Here is a 16,894-nt window from a genome sequence, read left to right on the forward strand (position 1 = left end):
GGGATCTGTGTATAAGAGACTGGGGGGGGCGCGACACGGCCGCAGGCCCGGGCACCAAGCGCGCGGAGCGCGCCGGTGGCCCGGGCCTGCGGGTCGGCGGTCAACGTCAGGCGGGCGCCGCTGTCGCGGCGCGGGTCGTGGTGGCGATGGTCGCGGAGCCGACGACGCGGGGGCCGTCGTAGAGGACGACCGCCTGGCCGGGGGCCACCCCCCGCACCGGCTCCGCGAAGCGGACCCGCAGCGCGCCGTCGACGAGTTCCGCGGTGACCGGGGTCTCGCCGCCGTGGGCGCGCAGTTGGGCGGTGTAGTCGCCGGGACCGGCCGGTGGGGCGCCGCACCAGCGGGGGTGGATGGCGGTGAGCGCGGTCACGTCCAGCGCCTCGACGGGCCCGACCGTGACGCGGTTGTCGACCGGCGAGATGTCCAGGACGTAGCGCGGCTTGCCGTCCGGCGCCGGGTGCCCGATCTTCAGGCCGCGCCGCTGGCCGACGGTGAAGCCGTGCGCGCCCTGGTGGGTGCCGACCTTCTGGCCCGCCTCGTCGACGATGTCGCCCTCGGCGGAGCCGAGGTGGCGGGCGAGGAAGCCCTGCGTGTCGCCGTCCGCGATGAAGCAGATGTCGTGGCTGTCGGGCTTGCGGGCCACCGCGAGGCCGCGCCGCTCCGCCTCGGCGCGGATCTCGGCCTTGGTGGCCCGGGTGTCGCCGAGCGGGAACATCGCGTGCGCCAGCTGCCGCTCGTCGAGGACGCCGAGGACGTAGCTCTGGTCCTTGGACAGGTCGGCCGAGCGGTGCAGCTCGCGGCCGCCGTCGGGGGTCCGCACCACGCTGGCGTAGTGGCCGGTGCAGACCGCGTCGAAGCCGAGCGCCAGCGCCTTGTCGAGCAGCGCGGCGAACTTGATCTTCTCGTTGCACCGCAGGCACGGGTTGGGCGTGCGGCCGGCCCGGTACTCGGCGATGAAGTCCTCGACCACGTCCTCCCTGAACCGCTCGGCGAGGTCCCAGACGTAGAACGGGATGCCGATGACGTCGGCGGCGCGGCGCGCGTCCCGTGAGTCCTCGATGGTGCAGCAGCCGCGTGCCCCCGTCCTGAAGGACTGCGGGTTGGCGGAGAGCGCGAGGTGGACGCCGGTCACGTCGTGCCCGGCCTCGGCGGCGCGCGCGGCGGCGACCGCCGAGTCGACGCCGCCGGACATGGCGGCCAGCACCTTCAACCGGGGGGCAGGTGTGTCAGTCATAACGTCATCCAGGGTACGGCGGCCGGCTCAGCTGAGTCCGGCGGTTCTGGCCCGGGCGACGGCCGGCTCGATGGCCTCGGCGACCGCGGTCACGTCGTCCCGGGTGGTGGTGTGGCCGAGGCTGAACCGCAGGGTGCCGCGCGCGAGTTCGGGGTCGGCGCCGGTGGCGAGCAGCACGTGGCTCGGCTGGGCGACGCCGGCCGTGCAGGCGGATCCGGTGGAGCACTCGATGCCCTGGGCGTCGAGCAGCAGCAGCAGCGAGTCGCCCTCGCAGCCGGGGAAGGCGAAGTGCGCGTTGCCCGGGAGCCGGCCCGCCGGGTCCGGGTCGCCGCCGAGCAGGGCGTCGGGTACCGCGGCGCGGACGGCCGCGATCAGCTCGTCCCGCAGGGCGCCGATCTCGCGGGCGAACGTCTCGCGGCGCTCCGCGGCCAGCTCGGCCGCCACGGCGAAGCCGGCGATGGCCGGCACGTCGAGGGTTCCGGAGCGGATCTCGCGCTCCTGGCCGCCGCCGTGCAGCACGGGGGTGGGGGTCCAGGCGCGGCCGAGCAGCAGCGCCCCGATGCCGTAGGGGCCGCCGATCTTGTGTCCTGAGACGGTGAGCGCGGCGAGGCCGGAGGCCTCGAAGTCCACCGGCAGCTGGCCCACGGCCTGCACCGCGTCCGCGTGCATGGGGATGCCGAACTCGCCGGCGATGGCGGCCAGTTCGTGGATCGGCTGGATGGTGCCGATCTCGTTGTTGGCCCACATCACGGTGATCAGCGCCACGTTTTCCGGGTCGCGCTCGACGGCGGCGCGCAGCGCGTCGGGGTGTACGCGGCCGAGGGCGTCCACCGGCAGCCAGTCGACGTCGGCCCCCTCGTGGTCGGCCAGCCACTCGACGACGTCGAGGACGGCGTGGTGCTCGACGCGGCTGGCCAGGACGCGGGTGCGGCGCGGGTCGGCGGCCCTGCGGGCCCAGTAGAGGCCCTTGACGGCGAGGTTGTCGGCCTCGGTGCCGCCGGCCGTGAAGACCACCTCGCTCGGCCGGGCGCCGAGCGCGGCGGCCAGCGCCTCGCGCCCCTCCTCGACCGTGCGCCTGGCCCGCCGCCCGGAGCCGTGCAACGCCGAGGCGTTGCCGGTGCTGGTGAGCTGGGCGGTCATCGCCGCGATCGCCTCGGGCAGCATGGGGGTGGTGGCGGCGTGGTCGAAGTAGGGCATGGTGGAGCCGATTCTACGAGCCGGGGCGGAACCGACGGCGGGCCGCGGGCGTTCTCGGCTGCGTGGAGCGTGGAGGGGGCGGAGAGGGCTCGATGGGTGATCATGGGAACGCCACGCGCCGTGGCGTCGGCCGGCGCGCGGTGCTGCTCGGCGGCGCGGCGGGGGCTCTGGGCCTGGGCGGGTACGTGGCGCGGGACCGGCTGAACGACTGGTGGTGGCGGTACTCGGGGGTCGAGACGCCGCGGGTCGAGGGTGAGGTCGATCACCCGGGCGCCGAGTGGGTGCCGGCGTCGCCGGCGAACTACCGGCGGGCCAGCCGCCCGCGCGGCTACGACATCGACCGGGTGGTGATCCACATGCCGGAGGCCACCTACGACATCACGCTGCGGGTCTTCCAGGACCCGAACCACCAGGCCGCCGCGCACTACGTGGTGCGCTCGGAGGACGGCCATGTGGCGCAGATGGTCCGGGAGTTGGACGTCGCCTACCAGGCGGGCAACCGGGGCTTCAACGAGCGCAGCATAGGCATCGAGCACGAGGGCTGGGCGGACGAGCCGTCCTACCTGACGGACACGATGTACGAGTCGTCGGCGCGGCTGGTGGCCGGCATCTGCGCGCGGTACGGGATCCCGGTGGACCGGGACCACATCGTGGGACACAACGAGGTACCGGACGTGATCCGGATCTGCCCCGGCCCGCACTGGGACTGGGACCGGTACCTGGAGCTGGTGCGGAGCGCCGCCGCTAGCTGAGCTGGCCCAGGCGGGTGAGCTCGGCCGCGCAGCGCTCCGCGTCCTCCTGCCGCTCGAACAGCGCGGCCCGCCAGTTGGGGGCACCTCCCAGCGTTAGCTGGGGGGACGTCTCGGGGTCGGGGACGTGGGCGAGATGGCCCTCGTCCGAGACGACGTACCAGCCGCGGGTCGTACTGTGCCGTGCCTCGTAGCGCATGCGCGCCACGGTACCGGCTCCGCCGGGGCGGGCGGGGTGCTATGCGCAGGCGCCGGAGAAGAAGGCGAGGGCGTCGTTGTCGCCGTCGGTGTCGTAGACGACGGTGTCGCCCGGTTCGAGCAGGAAGCCGGTCTCCTCACCGGTGCCGGGCAGCTCCTCGAGGCCGCTGCTCGCCTGGATGACCCGGAGGGAGACGCGTGGATCCGCCGGTCCGGCGTCGCCGTCCGAGTCCACCGTCGCCATGTCGGTCTGCCCCAGCGGGTGGTAGCGGTCGCCGTCGCCGCAGACCAGCACGTCCTCCGGCTCCTCGACGACCGTCATGCCGGCGGCCCGCAGGTCGGCCACCATGTTCCTGATGTCCTCCGCGTCGTACTCCCGGAACTGGAAGTAGGTGAACGCCACCGTGCCGTTCTCCTGGCGCTCCACCGCGTAGGCGGGCGAGGCGCCGCCGCCCGGCAGGAGCAGGAACGACGCGGCCGCGGTCGCCGCGGCCAGGCCGAGGCCGGCGCGGGCGGGGGTCAGCAGGCGGCGTGGCGCGGCCGGCGCCTCGGTGGTGGCGGCCCGGCGGACCTCGTCCTTGAGTTCGTCCAGCAGGCGGCCCTCGAAGGTGTTGTTCATGCCCTGCTCCCGGTGATCGCGACGGCGCCGTCGGTGGTGATGGTCGTGGTGGTGGTCTCGGTGGCGGTGGTGTCCTGGCTCTCGGCCAGCGCCGCGCGCAGCCGGCCGCGGGCGCGGTAGAGGCGCACCCGGGCCGCGGTGGGGCGGATGCCGAGGGCGCGGGCGGCCTCGGGGACGGAGAGCTGGTCGGCGACGATGAGTTCGAGCAGCGCCCGCTCGCCCTCCGGCAGGTCGGCGAGGGCGGCGACCAGGCGGCGGCCCTCGTTCTCGGCGACGAGCTTCTCCTCGAGGCGCGCGATGTCGTCCGCCTCCAGCAGCCGACGGCCGGCGACGCGGCCGTTGAGCACGTGCTCGCGGGCGGTGCGCCGGCGTTCGGCGGCGACGATGTTGCGGGCGACGCCGTAGAGCCAGCCGCGTTCGCTGCCGAGCGCGGGCCGGTAGGTGTGCCCGGAGTCGATCACGGCGAGGAAGACCTCGGCGGTGAGGTCGGCGACCGTGTGCGGGTCGTCCAGCCGGCGGGCCAGGAAGCGGGTCACCGCGTCGACGTGCGCCCGGTAGAACTCCTCGAAGAGCTCCGGGTCCCGGGCGGCGGCCGCCGGCCCGCCGCGGCTTCTGGCTATGTTCACGTGAGGTTCTCCCGTCCTCGTCCTTCCTACACCTCTGCTTGGCGCGAGGACGGGAGAGCGTTACCCACGGGGTCGGGGCGGGGGTTCAGGCCGCCCAGTGGAGGGCCTCGGCGAGGGCCCAGTCGACCGTGACCGGCTCGTCGCCGAAGTGGATGACCTCGACGCGCAGCCGCCCCTTGCGGCTGCCGGTGAGCTGGCCGGTCCAGGTGTAGGTGAAGTGGCTGTCGCCGCCCGCGTGCACCGGGGAGTTGATGGGCAGGGCGCCGGTGTGTTCGAACGTGCCGTCGTCACCCTCCTGGTACCTGGCGAGCCGTATCTGGAACTCGGCGCCGCGCTGGAGGCCCTTGACCCGCACGCCGATCGAGGCCGTGAAGTAGATCGGCCCGAACAGGATGCTGGCCTGTGGCTCCTTCTCCACCCACTGCTTGCCGTCGTGCTGGCGGTTGAAGTGGAGCGTGGTCCAGGTGTCGGGCTGGATGGTCCTGGTGTACTCGTGGGTGCCGTACAGGGAGCGCTTGGGCACTATGTCCCCCTCCTCGTCTTCCTGGTCGCCGGTGTCGGGGCTCCAGCCCGCGTCGTGCCGCAGGCGCTCGGCGACGCGCCGCCGGACGTCGCCCATGGAGATGCCGGGGCCGCGCGGGTCGACCTTGCCCGGTTGCCACTCGAGGTGGCCGATGACCGAGGTGTCGCCCTCCTTGCCCCAGCCGTGCGCGCGGCAGATGGCCGCGGAGGCGCGCACGATGGCCTCGACCTGGGCGGCGGGCCAGGTGTCCTTGTTGTCTCCGAGGTTGATGCACTCGAAGCCGTAGAAGTGGACGTTGCCGTCGGTGTCGGACTCGTTGTCGGCGGGCAGGTCGCGCTCGGCGATGACGGCGGCGAGCACGTCGCCGTCGCCCTTGCCCGCGTGGTTGGCACGGCCGTGGCCGACGAGGTGGACCGTGCCGTCCTTGGCGATCACGCCGTGGCACAGCGGCCCTGGCAGGTCGGAGCGGCCGTTGTAGCACAGGGCGACCGAGGAGTCGGTGCCCGAGGTGACCGTGTGGTGGATCATCACGCCGTGGACCGGGCCCCAGGCTCCGGCGCCGTTGCGGTTGTGCGTCCGCCACGACTTGTACTCGGCGACCTTGACGCCCTCGTCCTTCAGGGCCTTGAGCAGCTTGTCGGCGGACAGCGGAGTGGCCATGGCCTAACCCCCCGATCGGATAAGCGGTTGCGAACCCCGGCTGGTGGGCTCGCGGACTCCTATGACATCTACGTCCGGGGTCGGGCCGACCGCAAGACGGCGCATGCCGTGACGGCCCGCTCCTTTCCCTTAACTTCCGTGAATCTACGTCGAGTTGATGCCCCGTGCCGGAAGCGGGGAAAACTTGTACCGCCTCGACAAAATTCAACGGGAACCGGCGCACCTCCCAACGTTCGACTGGCGTTCGGCGCGTGGACGTGTGCGGCGGCGACAGTCCTCGTCGGACGCTGACTTCCCAGCACAAGGAGGACTGTCATGGGGATTTCCCGGCGAGGGGTGCTCGGCGCGGCCGGCGCCGCGGGCGCCGCCGGTCTGGTCGGGCTCGGCGCGACGCAGGCCACGGCCGCCACGCCGCGGGAGCGGGGCTCGCGCGACGCGCTGATCGGCGAGGCCACCGGCGACCGGCTGCACGTGATGACGTTCAACATCCGCATGGACGCGAACGCCGCGCCCGGGACGCCCGACTCCTGGGCCGACCGCCGCCCGGTCCTGGCCCGCTTCCTCGACCTGGAGCGGCCGACGCTGCTCGGCGTGCAGGAGGCGCTGTACCACCAGGTCAAGCAGGTGCGGGAGGACCTGCCGGGACACTACGACTGGATCGGCCTGGGCCGGGAGGGCGGCGGCCGCGGCGAGTACATGGCGATCTACTTCGACGCCCGCCGGGTGGAGCCGCTGGACTACGACCACTTCTGGCTCTCCGACACGCCCTCGGTGATCGGCTCGGCCAGCTGGGGCAACACGGTGGTGCGGATGGTCACCTGGGTGCGGTTCCGCGACGTGCGCACCGGGCGCGAGTTCACGCACGTGAACACCCATTTCGACCACCAGTCGGAGAACTCGCGCCAGCGGAGCGCCGCCCTGGTGCGCGACCGGATCGGCGGCTTCGACCCGACGCTGCCGGTCCTGCTCACCGGTGACTTCAACACCCCTGCCGGCACGTCCGAGTCCTACCGGATCCTCACCGCGGAGGCCGGCCTGTCCGACACCTGGCTGACCGCCGAGCGCCGACTGACCCCGGCGTGGGGCACCTTCCCGAACTACCGCGACCCGGTGGAGGGCGCCAACCGCATCGACTGGGTGCTCGCCGGCGGCGGCGTGACCGTGCTGCGCGCTGCGATCAACACCTACCGTCACGACGGCCGCTACCCCTCCGACCACGCCCCGGTCCAGGCGCTGGTCCGGCTCTGAACGCGCCGAAGCCCCCCGCCCGGGTCGGGCGGGGGGCTTCGAGCGGGGTCACTTCTGGATGCAGACGTTGCCGAACGCGGGGTTCAGCAGCCCGACGATGTCGATGGTGTTGCCGCAGACCTGCAGCTCCAGGTTGATCGGGATCTGGACGTTGTTGCCGGACAGGATGCCCGGGGACCCGGCGGCGAACCCGGCGGCGTCGGCGTCCGCGTTGGCCACACCGGCCGCCCCCATGACGCTGACGGCGGCCAGCGCGGTGGCGGCGAAGGCGCTACGCATGCGCATGTCTTTACTCCTGCTCTCCATGAATCGGGAATCGACGGAACGTCGCCCCGATCACACCCCGCCCCGCCCCGCCACCCCGGGCATTCACCCGCTCGCGGGCGTGGCTCGGCGGAAAGCGGCGGCTAGAGCCAGTCGACTTCCGACCACAGGACGAGGACGAGCGTCGGGACGAGCGGCATCGTGGCGCTCGCCGTCCAGTACCGCCGTCCGGGCAGTTCCCTGGCCGGAGTGCCCTTCCGCACCAGGACGTTGGCCAGGAACCAGACGGCGAGGAACCACGCCCACACGACGGCGAGCATGACGAGCACCACGCCCACCCCGTCGTTCTCCGTCGGCTCCCGGCTGGTGAGCCCCAGGTCGTGCAGGGGGTAGTTGACCAGGAAGTACCAGAGGAGGAAGAGCGGGACCACGGCGACGATCCCCAGGACGGCGTTGACGCCGATCGGCCCGAGCCACACCAGTGGGCGAACGCGGGCCGGGGTCATGCCAGCTTCTCCGCCGCGGCGAGTGCCAGGTGCCAGGGGTAGGACTCGGGGTGGCCCTGGCCCGGGGGGTTGGGGACGAAGCCGTCCGGGGGGCCGAGGAGGACGCGGGTGCCGGTGGCACGCAGCGTCGCGACCGATCGGTCGAACTGGGGGTGCGAGGCATAGGCGCTGTTCACGCACGGCATGACGATCAGCGGCCGCCGTTTGCCCAGCGCCTCGCACGCGTGTGCGGCGACCCAGGTCGGGGTCAGGCCGAGCGCGACGGCGTTCACCGTGTTGAGCGTCGCGGGGGCGACGGCGGTCACGTCCGCCGGGGGCCAGCCGTCGTGCGCGCCCGGCGCGCGATGCTCGACGCGCACCGGGTGGCCGGTCAGCGTCGCCAGCTCGGCGAGCCGGTCGGCGAGCCAGCCGGCCGCGGTCGGCGTCATCCCGAGGCACACCTCCCACCCGCCGGCCCGCGCCGCGCGTATCGCCCGGTCGACGTACCGCACCGGCGGCGCGGCACAGGCCAGCAGATGGAGAACGCGGTTGGTCATGGGAGCAGTTCAGCACACACGACCGACCGCGCCCGACCGGACTGGTCGGTGGTCGGCCACGGGTAGAGCCGTTCCACGCGCCCACCCCCCGGGGGCGGAAAGGAACGGAGCCCGCATGGCAGACCCCTGTCCCGACGAACACGACCGCACCGGCGCCAGGATCGCCGCGCACCGCAAGCGAGCCGGCCTCACGCAGCGCGGCCTCGCCCAGCGCATCCCGTACTCGTACAGCCTGCTGCGCCACGTCGAGGCCGGCCACAAGAGGGCGTCGCCACAGCTGACCGCCGCCGTGGCGCGCGCGCTCGGCGTGCCCGTCGCCGCGCTCACCGGCTCCTCGGTGCACACGCTGCACCCCGACCGGGTCGCCGCCCTGGTCCGCCCGATCCGCGAGGCGCTCGACGTCTACGACCTGCCGGTGGACGCGTACCTGCCGCAGGCGCCGGGGTTCGAGCTCACGGCCGCCGCCGACGGGCTCTGCCAGGACGTGCGGGCGGCCCGCCTGCAACTGGCGGCCGCGGTGCTGCCGAGCCTGCTGCTCGACCTCTTCGTGGCGTGCCGGGAGCGGCCGACGACCGAGCTGTGGCGGTCGCTCGCGTCGACCTGCCGCAGCGCCCACGACGTGGCCACCAAGCTCGGCTACCAGGATCTGGCGGCGCTGGCGCTCGACCGCATGGGGTGGGCCGCCGAGCGGGCGTCCGACCCGGTGCTCGCGGCGATCCGGCAGTACAAGCGGGCGCTGTCCTACCGGTCGCCGTCCGCGCAGCACCACATCGGTCTCCGGATGGTCGCCGAGGGGCACCGGCTGCTCGGCGGCCGGGTCGCGGACGGCCTCGCGGCGCGCGCGGTGGCCGGCCAGCTGCACCTCGGGGCCGCCGTGCTCGCGGCCCGCGCCGCCGACGTGCCGCTGGTGGAGAGCCACCTGGCGCAGGCCACCGAGCTGGCCGAGCGCACCGGCGAGATCGGGCACGTCCACTGGCTGTCGTTCGGGCCGGCCAACGTGAGCGCGCACGAGACGTTCGCACGCCTGGAGCTGCGTCAGTTCGACGCCGCCTACGCGGCGGCGCGCGCCGTGCGCCCGCCGCGCGGCTGGGCCACCTCGCGCCGGGCCGCGCACCTGGTCGACCAGGCGCGCGCCGAGTTGGAGACCGGCCGCACGGACGCGGCGCTCGCCTCACTGTCGCTGGCCCGGCGGCTCGCGCCACAGCAGACCCGCTTCCACCCACGCGTCCGCGAGACGGTGCAGGGCCTGCTGCACATCCGCCGCAGCTCCCCGCACGCGCTGTCGCGTCTTGCGGCGTGGGTCGGGGTCTGAGACGGGGTCCGGGACGGGCACGCTACGCGTGTCACCCAGGAGTGACACTTGAGGTCCCCCCGGAGCGGCAGGGTGGAGGGGTCCGCTCACCGACGACGCCTAGGGGGGACCTGGTGCACACCGAAACCGCCGCCGTCCGTCACGGCGTCCCGTCCATATCCCGGCCCCGGGCGCGTGGGAGGGCCGGCCGTGCCTGACCTGCCCGCCCCCCGGGCTGAGGCCGGGGCCGAGCTCGAACCCCTGGCCGAGGTCACGGTCATCACCGGCCTCGAGGGGCCGGTGGAGCCGGCCGCGCCCGTCACCTGTTCCTACTGTGGCAACGGCATCGTGGTGCACGACGACCACGCGGCCAACTGCCCCTGGCACCCGGGAAAGGCGGCGGCCAGCTGAGCGCCGGCGGCGCCCCGCCGGTATGACCATGCCGGTATGACCATTTCCCTCGCCCGGGTGAGACCACGCCGCCACCGGCATGAACGGCCGGCGTGACGTGCAGATCATCGGGTGACCGTCCGGGCGCCGGCCTGCTCCCCGCGCCCGGCGGTCGCCGTCCGCCTGCCACCGTCCCCACCCCCGTCCCTCCGGCGCGCCCCACGTCAGATCACGCGGAAGAGGTCGGCCGCGGCGTGCACGTCGGTCAGGTCCTCGACGGAGCGGAGGTTGTCGCACAGGGTCTCCAGGACCGAGCCGGCCTCCGCCGCGCACGGGGCGCCGACGGCCACGCCGAAGAGCCGGAAGCCAAGACGGCGCTTGGCCTCGTGCCAGCCCCGGGTCCACTCCTCGGTGACGTCGCACTCGTCGTCGGTGATCAGCACGATGTCGCCGCGGGCGCGCGCGGCGTCGTCGAACTCCTCCGCCAGCAGTTCGGCGGCCGCGCTCAGCGGCGTCTGGTAGCTGGTGCCGCCGCCGAGGAAGGTCTCCGCGAAGTCGAGCACCGGGGCGACGCCGGCCGGCTGGTCGGCCGGGAAGCGGAAGATTCGGATCCGGTCGGCCGAGGAGAACAGGATGCCGACGAAGTCGCGCCTGGCGCGACGGGCCTGGTCCAGCAGTGCCAGGGCGCACGCCTTGGCCCACGCCTCCCTGGTGACCCCGCCGGGCCCCGCCTCGTACATGGAGTGCGAGGTGTCCACACACGCGATGACCGCGCCCTGGCCGGTGGCCCGCTCTCCCTGGCTCTCGTAGAGCATCAGCTCGCCGGCGGCGTAGCGGGCGGCGAACACCGCGCGCAGCCCGGGCAGACCGAGGTTGGCCAGCTCGGCGGGGATGACGCGGGCGAGGTCGTCGCCGAGCGTGACGCCGACGAGCTCCCCGGTGGCGTTCTCCACCCTGCGGGCGCGCTCGCCGTCGGCCATCTGCCGGAAGCGACCGATCAGCTCGGCCCACCGCGCGAGCCGCCCGGTGCGCAGCCGCTCGGCGAGCCGGGCGCGCTGCTCGAACGGCATCCGTTCGAGCTCGCCGGGCCCGATACCCCACGCCCGCATCAGCGCGGCCTCCTCCCGCACGGCCACGGCGGCCCTCGCCGCCGCGTTCCGCGCCTCGGCCCTGATACCCGGGGCCGCGACCGCGAGGGCCCGCGCCGCCCGCCGGTGCGCCCCGGTCACGACCGCCACCTCCGCCACCTCCGCCACCGTCGTCGCGTCCCCGGCGGCCCGCTCGGCCTCCTCCCGGGCGTCCCGGGAGCGTTCCAGCATCCGGCGCAGCGCGGCGGCCTGGGCCAGCACGGCCATGGCGGCGGCGTAGGGGTCGCCGGCCGTCTCCCGGCGCAGCTCGGCGAAGTCCGGCGACTCGGTCAGCGCGGCGACGATCCGGTGGTTGAACAGCCGGGAGGGGGCCATCTCGCCGCGCTCGCGCAGCCGCGGGCGGACCTGGTAGGCGGCCAGGAACGCGTCGGCCAACAGGTCGCCGGCGTGCTCGTGACGCTCGGTCAGCTCCGCGACCAGCTCCCGCAGTCCGGCCGACTGCCGGTAGGTGTCGCGCCACGTGAGCCGGTCGAACCGGTCCGCGACCACGGCCGCGGTGTGCCCGCCGGCCGACGTCTCCGGCCCGCTCGGCACGTCGTCCGCCATCTGGTCCTCCGGCCCGTCAGAGCTGGGCCCGCACCATGCTCGCGTCCACGCCGAGGGCCTCGGTGAGGACGCGGGCGCGGACGGCGCGCTGGCGGCCGGTGACCCGGTCGATGGCGGCGGTGGAGCGGCCGGCGCGCGCCGCCTCCTCGCGCAGTTTCTCCAGCCGCTGCCCGGCCATGGCGAGCCGGCTGTGGGCCTTCGTGATGACCCACTCGCTCAGCGCCTCACGGGACTGCCCCGCCATGGCGTCGAGCTGTGCCTCCAGTTCCTCGATGGTGTCGGCCAGGTCGAGCGCCTCCCTGGCGTCGGGGTTGACGAGTTGCAGCACCTCGCGCTCGACGGTCGGGCGCTGGGCTGGCGAGTCCCACAGCACGTGGGTCAGCACCGAGAGGTCGGTCTCGCCGACCGCCGGGCGGCCGTCGAGGTACGCGGACGCCTGGAGCAGCCCCACCGCCTGCCGCCAGCGGCGGTCGGAGGCGACGAGTTCCCTGCGGCGCAGGGCGGCCCGCAGCGTGCACACCGCGTCCACGACCGCGTCGGGCACGTCCACGGCGGGGACGGCGTCGGTCACGGCGTGCCGCAGCGCGGCCAGTTCGACCGTGGTCCTGGTCGGCGCCGCCGGGCGGCGGACGGCGGAGCGGACCAGCGCGGCGAAGTTCGAGGGGTCCGTCAGGTACCCGACCTCGATCCTGACCAGCAGCCGGTCGTAGATCGCCGCCGAGTCCTCCCCGCCGGGCAGTTCGTTGCTGGCCGTGATGGCCCCGATCAGCGGGCAGCGTACGGGCTCGCCGCCGTTCTCCGGGTGGTATATCCGCTCGTTGAGGTAGCCGAGGGTCTCGTTCAGCGCGGCTGTCGAGCACTTGAAGATCTCGTCGATGAAGGCGATGTGCGCGGTCGTGGCGCGGCCCTCGTACACCTGCCGGTACTCGCCCCTGGCCAGCGCGGCGACGTCGATGGGGCCGAACATCCTGGTCGGCGCGGTGAACTTGGACAGCAGGATCTCCCAGTAGGCCGCGCCCTCGACCCGGCCCGTGAGCTCCCGGGCCAGCTCGGACTTCGCTGTCCCGGGCGGGCCGAGCAGCAGCGAGTGCTGCCCGGCCAGCAGCGTCACCACCAGCGTCCGCACCACGTCGGCCCGCTCGTAGAAGCGCTCCGACAACTCGTCGGTGATCGCCCGCAGCCTCCTGGCCGTGTCCCGCACGTCCCGCACGTCCTGCGCGCCCATCCTCAACTCCCCTGCCGTGAAGCTCTGTCAGGCCGCCGGAACGACCCCTCCCCCGAAAGCTACGACGTGGGGCGACATGCCAGGACCCCCGACCGCCCGGTCGGGGGTCCTTCGCCGCTCGGCCGCCGTCGTCCGGCGCCGGTGTCCGCCGGTGTCAGCCGCCGTTCTCGGCCTGGAACATCCAGGCGTGCTTCTCGAGGTCCTTGGTGACCTGGATCAGGATGTCCTCGGTGACCCGGTCGACCGGGCCGACCTCGTCCATCCGCTCCCGCATGCGGATGATCACCGCGTTGAGCGCGTCGACCATGGTGCGGACGGCCTGGGTGTCCTGCTGCCAGCCGTCGGCGACCTTGGCGATGCCGGTGCCGGCGGCGACGGTGGCGGCGCGGCCGTCGGGGGAGACGCCCAGGGTCGCGGAGCGCTCGGCGACGGTGTCGGAGTGGGAGCGCGCCGTCGAGACCACCTCGTCGAGCTGGAAGTGGATCGACCTGAACCGGGGCCCGATGATGTTCCAGTGGGTCTGCTTGGCGACCAACGAGAGGTCGATGAGGTCCACCAGTGCCCCTTGCAACGCCTCGCCGACGACCTTGGTCGCGGTGTCGGGCAGCGAACTCTTCACCGTGTACATGCAGCGTCCCCTTTCAGAGCACGAGTGTCTGATATGCGACGTCTGTCTCCACCGTAACCCCGGGACCGGTACCTCCGCCCGGTCAGCCCGGTCAGTGGGGACGGGGATACCCGTACCCGTGTTGGCGCAGTGAATCCGGATCGTGTGCCGCGGGGGCGTCGCGGTCGTAGAAGGGGCGCGCGTTGGCGCGTAACCACATGGCGACCGGGTCGTAACCGTCCGCCATGGCGACCGTGGCCACCGGCAGCCCCTCGGGGACGGCCGCGATGGCCTGGCGCATCATCGACCGCACGGCCTCGGCCGAGCGGTCCTCCGGCTCCTCCACGTCCAGGCCGATCACCAGGTAGGCCGGGCCAACCGCGGGCCGCACCCAGGCCCGGCGCAGGCTGCGCAGCACCCGGGTGCGCTCGGCGAGCGCGACGAGCTCGGCGTAGAATCCGTCGGCCCTGACGGCCGGCTCGGTGATGCGCAGCGGTCCCGCCGGGAGCCGGTCGAGGCCGCCGGCGATCCGGCGCAGGTCGAGCCAGGGGACGCCAAGACCGCCGCCCGGAGCGTGCGGGTTGAGCCACAGGCCCCAGTGGTCGGGGTAGAGCGCGGCGGCGATGTCCCGGCCGCCGACCACCTCGTGCTCCCTGGTCCAGCCGCTGGCGAGCAGCTCGCGCTCGGAGGTGACGCACGGCGCGTAGCCGTGGCCGGCCACCTCCATGCTGCCGTACTGGGCCTCGGGGTCTCCCGACCGGCCGTGCCACAGCAGCATCCAGACCTCGCCGGCGGCCAGCGCCGCGAGCAGCCGTTCGTACTCGTCGAGGCGGTCGGGGGCGATCCTGGGCAGCAGCTCCTCGACGCCCGCTCCGACGCCCTCGCCACCGGTCACCGGTCCCACCCCTCCCCGCGCGGTTCACGCCGCCGTCGCGCGCCGTCGTACGCCGTGGTGCGCCGTCATCCGCGGGCGGCCCGCCAGGGCGCCGACCGCCGGGGAGACCGCGCGGTGCGCGTCAGGCGTCCCGCGTGTAGAACGGCTGCACGCACTCCCTGAGCCAGTCCACCACGGGATCCTCGGCGGCATCAAGAAGCACCAGCTGCACCGGCCAGGCCACCGGCCTGCTGGCCAGCGCCCGGCCGAGCGCGTCGTGGACGGCGAGCCGGCTGGCGTCGTCGAGGTGCTCGAGCTCCACGCCGACGAAGAGCGAGGGCGAGCCGCCCTCGGTGCTGGCCAGGCCGCGCCGCGCGGTGCGTACGAAGCCCAGGCCGGTCAGCTCGCCGGAGACGGCGGACAGGAAGTCGATCGGGTCCTCCTGCCAGTCGGGCTGGAAGAGCCGCATCCGCGCCCCGGAGGGCACGCCGGGCGCCCGCTCGCCGGGGTTTACCCGGCACAGCTCGGCGACCACGGCCGGTGGCACCGGCACGCCGACCGTGCCGCCGGGGTTCACGGCGATGCCCACCTGCGGCGGCAGTCCGCGGGCGAACTCCCACGCCGGCGCGACGGCGAACGGCAGGTGCGAGGCGCCCCCCAGGTGCAGTTGCTCGGCCGAGCTGAAGACCGGCACGAACACCCCGCCGTTGAGCTCGATGGTCGGCAGGTCGAGGCTGCGGCTCTCCCGGCCGCCGCCCTCGGGCAGCGGCACCCACAGGGCGCTGCGGGCCAGCACCTTCAGCAGCCGCGGGCCGGCGTCGGCCACGCCGAGGGCCGCCGCCAGCGTCTCCTCGAGCTCGTTGCCCGGCCAGCCGCCGCCGTAGCCGGGACCCTGCCTTGCCATGTTCATCGTTTCAGCCCACCATCCGCTCAGATCACGATCCACTCGCGAGCGTCGAGAGGCACGATAACGGCTACCGGGCACGGCCGTTGGGCCGAGCGCCCCCGCGACCGGGCCGCCGGCGGCGGTTCGTGCGATGATGTCCGCACAACCGCATACTGGCCGTTCGACCGCGCGCGGGAGAGTCCCCGGCGTTCCGGGGCGCCGAAGGAGCAAGTCCTCCCTTGAATCTCTCAGGCCCCGATACCGCACGCGGAAGGCGAATCTGAAAAGCGGGCCCGCCCCCTCGGGGCCGGCCCCACCCACGGTGCAAGCCGCTCCGCCCGCCCGGGCGCCCGGCGAACCTCTCAGGTGCCGATGACAGATGGGGAGGGCCACGGCGGTCGGCTCTGTCCGCCGCACGACGGCCCCTCGCCCCCGGAGCACCTGGAGCCCACGCCCATGTCCCGCACCACCCCGCTCGACGCCACGCACACCGCGCTCGGCGCGGTCATGACCGACTTCGCCGGCTGGCGGATGCCGCTGCGCTACGGCAGCGAGCGCGCCGAGCACCAGGCGGTGCGCACCGCGGCGGGCCTCTTCGACCTCTCGCACATGGGCGAGATCACCGTGACCGGGCCCGCGGCGGGCGCGCTGCTCGACCACGCGCTGGTCGGCGAGCCCTCCGCGCTGGCGGTCGGCCGGGCCCGCTACACCATGATCTGCGACGAGCGCGGCGGCATCCTCGACGACCTGATCGTCTACCGCCTCGGCGATGACGAGTTCCTCGTCGTGGCCAACGCGGCCAACACCGACCCGGTGCTGACGGCGCTCACCGAGCGGCGGGCCGGCTTCGACGCCGCGGTCCGCGACGACCGCGAGCGGTACGCGCTGATCGCCGTCCAGGGCCCCGCCTCCCCCGCCGTCCTCGGCCGGCTCACCGACGCCGACCTGGCGTCCCTCCGCTACTACGCGGGCCTGCCCGGCACGGTCGCCGGCCGGCCGGCGATGATCGCCCGCACCGGCTACACCGGCGAGGACGGCTTCGAGCTGTTCTGCGCCCCCGAGGACGCCGAAGCGCTGTGGCGGGCGCTGACCGACGCCGGCGCGGCGGACGGTCTGGTGCCCTGCGGCCTCGCCTGCCGCGACACGCTGCGCCTGGAGGCCGGCATGCCGCTCTACGGACACGAGCTGACCACCGACACCACCCCGTTCGACGCCGGCCTCGGCCGGGTGGTCAAGCTCGGCAAGCCGGGCGGCTTCGTCGGCCGCGAGGCGCTGGCGGCCGCGGCCGAGCGGGCCGAGCGCCGGCCGCCGCGGGTCCTGGTCGGCCTGGTCGCCCGGGGCCGGCGGGTGCCGCGCGCCGGCCACCCGGTGGTGACGGCGGACGGCACGGTGATCGGCGAGGTCACCTCGGGCGCCCCCTCGCCGACGCTGGGCCGGCCCATCGCCATGGCCTACGTGGACGCGGCGCACGCCGCCCCCGACACCGCCGGCGTCGCCGTCGACGTCCGGGGTACGCACGAGCCGTGCGACGTCGTCGCGCTGCCGTTCTACCGGCGCCAGAAGTAAC

Annotated in this window: 19 protein-coding genes and 1 riboswitch; of the genes, 5 read left to right on the forward strand and 14 right to left on the reverse strand. The window is 74.2% G+C overall.

Annotated features, from left to right (window positions below; translation table 11 throughout):
- Positions 1–106 precede the first annotated feature (106 nt).
- Together mnmA and ACFWI8_RS24505 are read right to left on the reverse strand one after the other, a co-directional pair.
- A complete protein-coding gene (mnmA, locus tag ACFWI8_RS24500) occupies positions 107–1,234 on the reverse strand; it encodes a tRNA 2-thiouridine(34) synthase MnmA (protein ID WP_387095204.1) in 1,128 nt (375 codons plus the stop codon).
- A gap of 27 nt (positions 1,235–1,261) precedes the next feature.
- Entirely contained in the window at positions 1,262–2,431 is a 1,170-nt protein-coding gene (locus ACFWI8_RS24505; RefSeq protein ID WP_387095207.1) for a cysteine desulfurase family protein, read from the reverse strand.
- 92 nt (positions 2,432–2,523) lie between these two features.
- Between ACFWI8_RS24505 and ACFWI8_RS24510 the strand changes: the two genes are divergently transcribed.
- A complete protein-coding gene (locus ACFWI8_RS24510; RefSeq protein ID WP_387095210.1) occupies positions 2,524–3,183 on the forward strand; it encodes an N-acetylmuramoyl-L-alanine amidase in 660 nt (219 codons plus the stop codon).
- Here the strand turns inward: ACFWI8_RS24510 and ACFWI8_RS24515 are convergent.
- From ACFWI8_RS24515 to ACFWI8_RS24530, 4 genes are all read right to left on the reverse strand, one after another.
- Entirely contained in the window at positions 3,176–3,379 is a 204-nt protein-coding gene (locus ACFWI8_RS24515; protein WP_387095213.1) for a hypothetical protein, read from the reverse strand. The two genes, ACFWI8_RS24510 and ACFWI8_RS24515, sit on opposite strands and share 8 nt — an antisense overlap.
- Before the next feature lie 39 nt (positions 3,380–3,418).
- Positions 3,419–3,997, reverse strand: a complete 579-nt coding sequence (locus tag ACFWI8_RS24520; RefSeq protein ID WP_387095215.1) for a hypothetical protein — start codon at positions 3,995–3,997, stop codon at positions 3,419–3,421.
- Positions 3,994–4,617, reverse strand: a complete 624-nt coding sequence (locus tag ACFWI8_RS24525) for an RNA polymerase sigma factor (RefSeq protein ID WP_387095378.1) — start codon at positions 4,615–4,617, stop codon at positions 3,994–3,996. The genes ACFWI8_RS24520 and ACFWI8_RS24525 overlap by 4 nt, the downstream gene beginning before the upstream one ends.
- 91 nt (positions 4,618–4,708) lie before the next feature.
- Positions 4,709–5,806 carry an N-acetylmuramoyl-L-alanine amidase gene (locus tag ACFWI8_RS24530; protein ID WP_387095218.1) on the reverse strand — a complete coding sequence of 366 codons (1,098 nt, stop codon included), beginning with the start codon at positions 5,804–5,806 and terminating at the stop codon, positions 4,709–4,711.
- A 315-nt stretch (positions 5,807–6,121) separates the two neighbouring features.
- Here ACFWI8_RS24530 and ACFWI8_RS24535 point away from each other — a divergent pair, with 315 nt between their 5' ends.
- A complete protein-coding gene (locus ACFWI8_RS24535) occupies positions 6,122–7,054 on the forward strand; it encodes an endonuclease/exonuclease/phosphatase family protein (protein WP_387095221.1) in 933 nt (310 codons plus the stop codon).
- A 48-nt stretch (positions 7,055–7,102) separates the two neighbouring features.
- Here the strand turns inward: ACFWI8_RS24535 and ACFWI8_RS24540 are convergent, their stop codons facing one another.
- The 3 genes from ACFWI8_RS24540 to ACFWI8_RS24550 all read right to left on the reverse strand — a co-directional run bounded on the left by ACFWI8_RS24540 (position 7,103) and on the right by ACFWI8_RS24550 (position 8,360).
- The gene (locus ACFWI8_RS24540; RefSeq protein WP_387095223.1) at positions 7,103–7,339 is read right to left on the reverse strand and encodes a chaplin; all 237 of its coding nucleotides are present in this window, start codon (positions 7,337–7,339) and stop codon (positions 7,103–7,105) included.
- 122 nt (positions 7,340–7,461) lie between these two features.
- Complete coding sequence (locus ACFWI8_RS24545) at positions 7,462–7,824, reverse strand: hypothetical protein (protein WP_387095225.1); 363 nt, start codon at positions 7,822–7,824, stop codon at positions 7,462–7,464.
- Entirely contained in the window at positions 7,821–8,360 is a 540-nt protein-coding gene (locus ACFWI8_RS24550; protein WP_387095228.1) for a flavoprotein, read from the reverse strand. The genes ACFWI8_RS24545 and ACFWI8_RS24550 overlap by 4 nt, the downstream gene beginning before the upstream one ends.
- Before the next feature lie 115 nt (positions 8,361–8,475).
- Between ACFWI8_RS24550 and ACFWI8_RS24555 the strand changes: the two genes are divergently transcribed.
- Together ACFWI8_RS24555 and ACFWI8_RS24560 are read left to right on the forward strand one after the other, a co-directional pair.
- The gene (locus ACFWI8_RS24555) at positions 8,476–9,672 is read left to right on the forward strand and encodes a helix-turn-helix domain-containing protein (protein WP_387095231.1); all 1,197 of its coding nucleotides are present in this window, start codon (positions 8,476–8,478) and stop codon (positions 9,670–9,672) included.
- Positions 9,673–9,861: 189 nt separating this feature from the next.
- On the forward strand, positions 9,862–10,062 hold the full coding sequence (locus tag ACFWI8_RS24560; RefSeq protein WP_387095233.1) for a hypothetical protein: 201 nt from the start codon (positions 9,862–9,864) through the stop codon (positions 10,060–10,062).
- Between the two features lie 203 nt (positions 10,063–10,265).
- Here the strand turns inward: ACFWI8_RS24560 and ACFWI8_RS24565 are convergent, their stop codons facing one another.
- The 5 genes from ACFWI8_RS24565 to ACFWI8_RS24585 all read right to left on the reverse strand — a co-directional run bounded on the left by ACFWI8_RS24565 (position 10,266) and on the right by ACFWI8_RS24585 (position 15,351).
- Entirely contained in the window at positions 10,266–11,735 is a 1,470-nt protein-coding gene (locus ACFWI8_RS24565; protein ID WP_387095235.1) for a VWA domain-containing protein, read from the reverse strand.
- 16 nt (positions 11,736–11,751) lie between these two features.
- Positions 11,752–12,960: an AAA family ATPase gene (locus ACFWI8_RS24570; RefSeq protein WP_387095238.1), complete on the reverse strand. Its 1,209-nt coding sequence runs from the start codon at positions 12,958–12,960 to the stop codon at positions 11,752–11,754.
- A gap of 154 nt (positions 12,961–13,114) precedes the next feature.
- Positions 13,115–13,588: a Dps family protein gene (locus tag ACFWI8_RS24575; RefSeq protein WP_387095241.1), complete on the reverse strand. Its 474-nt coding sequence runs from the start codon at positions 13,586–13,588 to the stop codon at positions 13,115–13,117.
- Between the two features lie 91 nt (positions 13,589–13,679).
- Positions 13,680–14,462: an enhanced serine sensitivity protein SseB C-terminal domain-containing protein gene (locus tag ACFWI8_RS24580; RefSeq protein ID WP_387095244.1), complete on the reverse strand. Its 783-nt coding sequence runs from the start codon at positions 14,460–14,462 to the stop codon at positions 13,680–13,682.
- A gap of 121 nt (positions 14,463–14,583) precedes the next feature.
- On the reverse strand, positions 14,584–15,351 hold the full coding sequence (locus ACFWI8_RS24585; RefSeq protein WP_311602517.1) for an enhanced serine sensitivity protein SseB: 768 nt from the start codon (positions 15,349–15,351) through the stop codon (positions 14,584–14,586).
- 158 nt (positions 15,352–15,509) lie between these two features.
- Positions 15,510–15,601: riboswitch (glycine riboswitch) on the forward strand.
- Positions 15,602–15,783: 182 nt separating this feature from the next.
- Between ACFWI8_RS24585 and gcvT the strand changes: the two genes are divergently transcribed.
- Positions 15,784–16,893 carry a glycine cleavage system aminomethyltransferase GcvT gene (gene gcvT, locus ACFWI8_RS24590; RefSeq protein ID WP_387095380.1) on the forward strand — a complete coding sequence of 370 codons (1,110 nt, stop codon included), beginning with the start codon at positions 15,784–15,786 and terminating at the stop codon, positions 16,891–16,893.
- Position 16,894 lies beyond the last annotated feature (1 nt).

It is taken from the genome of Streptomyces sp. NPDC127098, from assembly GCF_042722465.1.
Taxonomy (GTDB): Bacteria; Actinomycetota; Actinomycetes; order Streptomycetales; family Streptomycetaceae; genus Streptomyces; species Streptomyces millisiae.

What these genes read in the sequence shown, in the direction of transcription:
- ACFWI8_RS24510 (WP_387095210.1), top strand. Translation starts at nt 2,524, where the DNA reads ATGGGTGATCATGGGAACGCCACGCGCCGTGGCGTCGGCCGGCGCGCG.
- ACFWI8_RS24540 (WP_387095223.1), bottom strand. Translation starts at nt 7,339, where the DNA reads ATGCGCATGCGTAGCGCCTTCGCCGCCACCGCGCTGGCCGCCGTCAGC.
- ACFWI8_RS24505 (WP_387095207.1), bottom strand. Translation starts at nt 2,431, where the DNA reads ATGCCCTACTTCGACCACGCCGCCACCACCCCCATGCTGCCCGAGGCG.
- ACFWI8_RS24545 (WP_387095225.1), bottom strand. Translation starts at nt 7,824, where the DNA reads ATGACCCCGGCCCGCGTTCGCCCACTGGTGTGGCTCGGGCCGATCGGC.
- ACFWI8_RS24570 (WP_387095238.1), bottom strand. Translation starts at nt 12,960, where the DNA reads ATGGGCGCGCAGGACGTGCGGGACGTGCGGGACACGGCCAGGAGGCTG.
- ACFWI8_RS24585 (WP_311602517.1), bottom strand. Translation starts at nt 15,351, where the DNA reads ATGAACATGGCAAGGCAGGGTCCCGGCTACGGCGGCGGCTGGCCGGGC.
- ACFWI8_RS24520 (WP_387095215.1), bottom strand. Translation starts at nt 3,997, where the DNA reads ATGAACAACACCTTCGAGGGCCGCCTGCTGGACGAACTCAAGGACGAG.
- ACFWI8_RS24575 (WP_387095241.1), bottom strand. Translation starts at nt 13,588, where the DNA reads ATGTACACGGTGAAGAGTTCGCTGCCCGACACCGCGACCAAGGTCGTC.
- mnmA (WP_387095204.1), bottom strand. Translation starts at nt 1,234, where the DNA reads ATGACTGACACACCTGCCCCCCGGTTGAAGGTGCTGGCCGCCATGTCC.
- ACFWI8_RS24565 (WP_387095235.1), bottom strand. Translation starts at nt 11,735, where the DNA reads ATGGCGGACGACGTGCCGAGCGGGCCGGAGACGTCGGCCGGCGGGCAC.
- gcvT (WP_387095380.1), top strand. Translation starts at nt 15,784, where the DNA reads ATGTCCCGCACCACCCCGCTCGACGCCACGCACACCGCGCTCGGCGCG.
- ACFWI8_RS24530 (WP_387095218.1), bottom strand. Translation starts at nt 5,806, where the DNA reads ATGGCCACTCCGCTGTCCGCCGACAAGCTGCTCAAGGCCCTGAAGGAC.
- ACFWI8_RS24515 (WP_387095213.1), bottom strand. Translation starts at nt 3,379, where the DNA reads ATGCGCTACGAGGCACGGCACAGTACGACCCGCGGCTGGTACGTCGTC.
- ACFWI8_RS24555 (WP_387095231.1), top strand. Translation starts at nt 8,476, where the DNA reads ATGGCAGACCCCTGTCCCGACGAACACGACCGCACCGGCGCCAGGATC.
- ACFWI8_RS24535 (WP_387095221.1), top strand. Translation starts at nt 6,122, where the DNA reads ATGGGGATTTCCCGGCGAGGGGTGCTCGGCGCGGCCGGCGCCGCGGGC.
- ACFWI8_RS24550 (WP_387095228.1), bottom strand. Translation starts at nt 8,360, where the DNA reads ATGACCAACCGCGTTCTCCATCTGCTGGCCTGTGCCGCGCCGCCGGTG.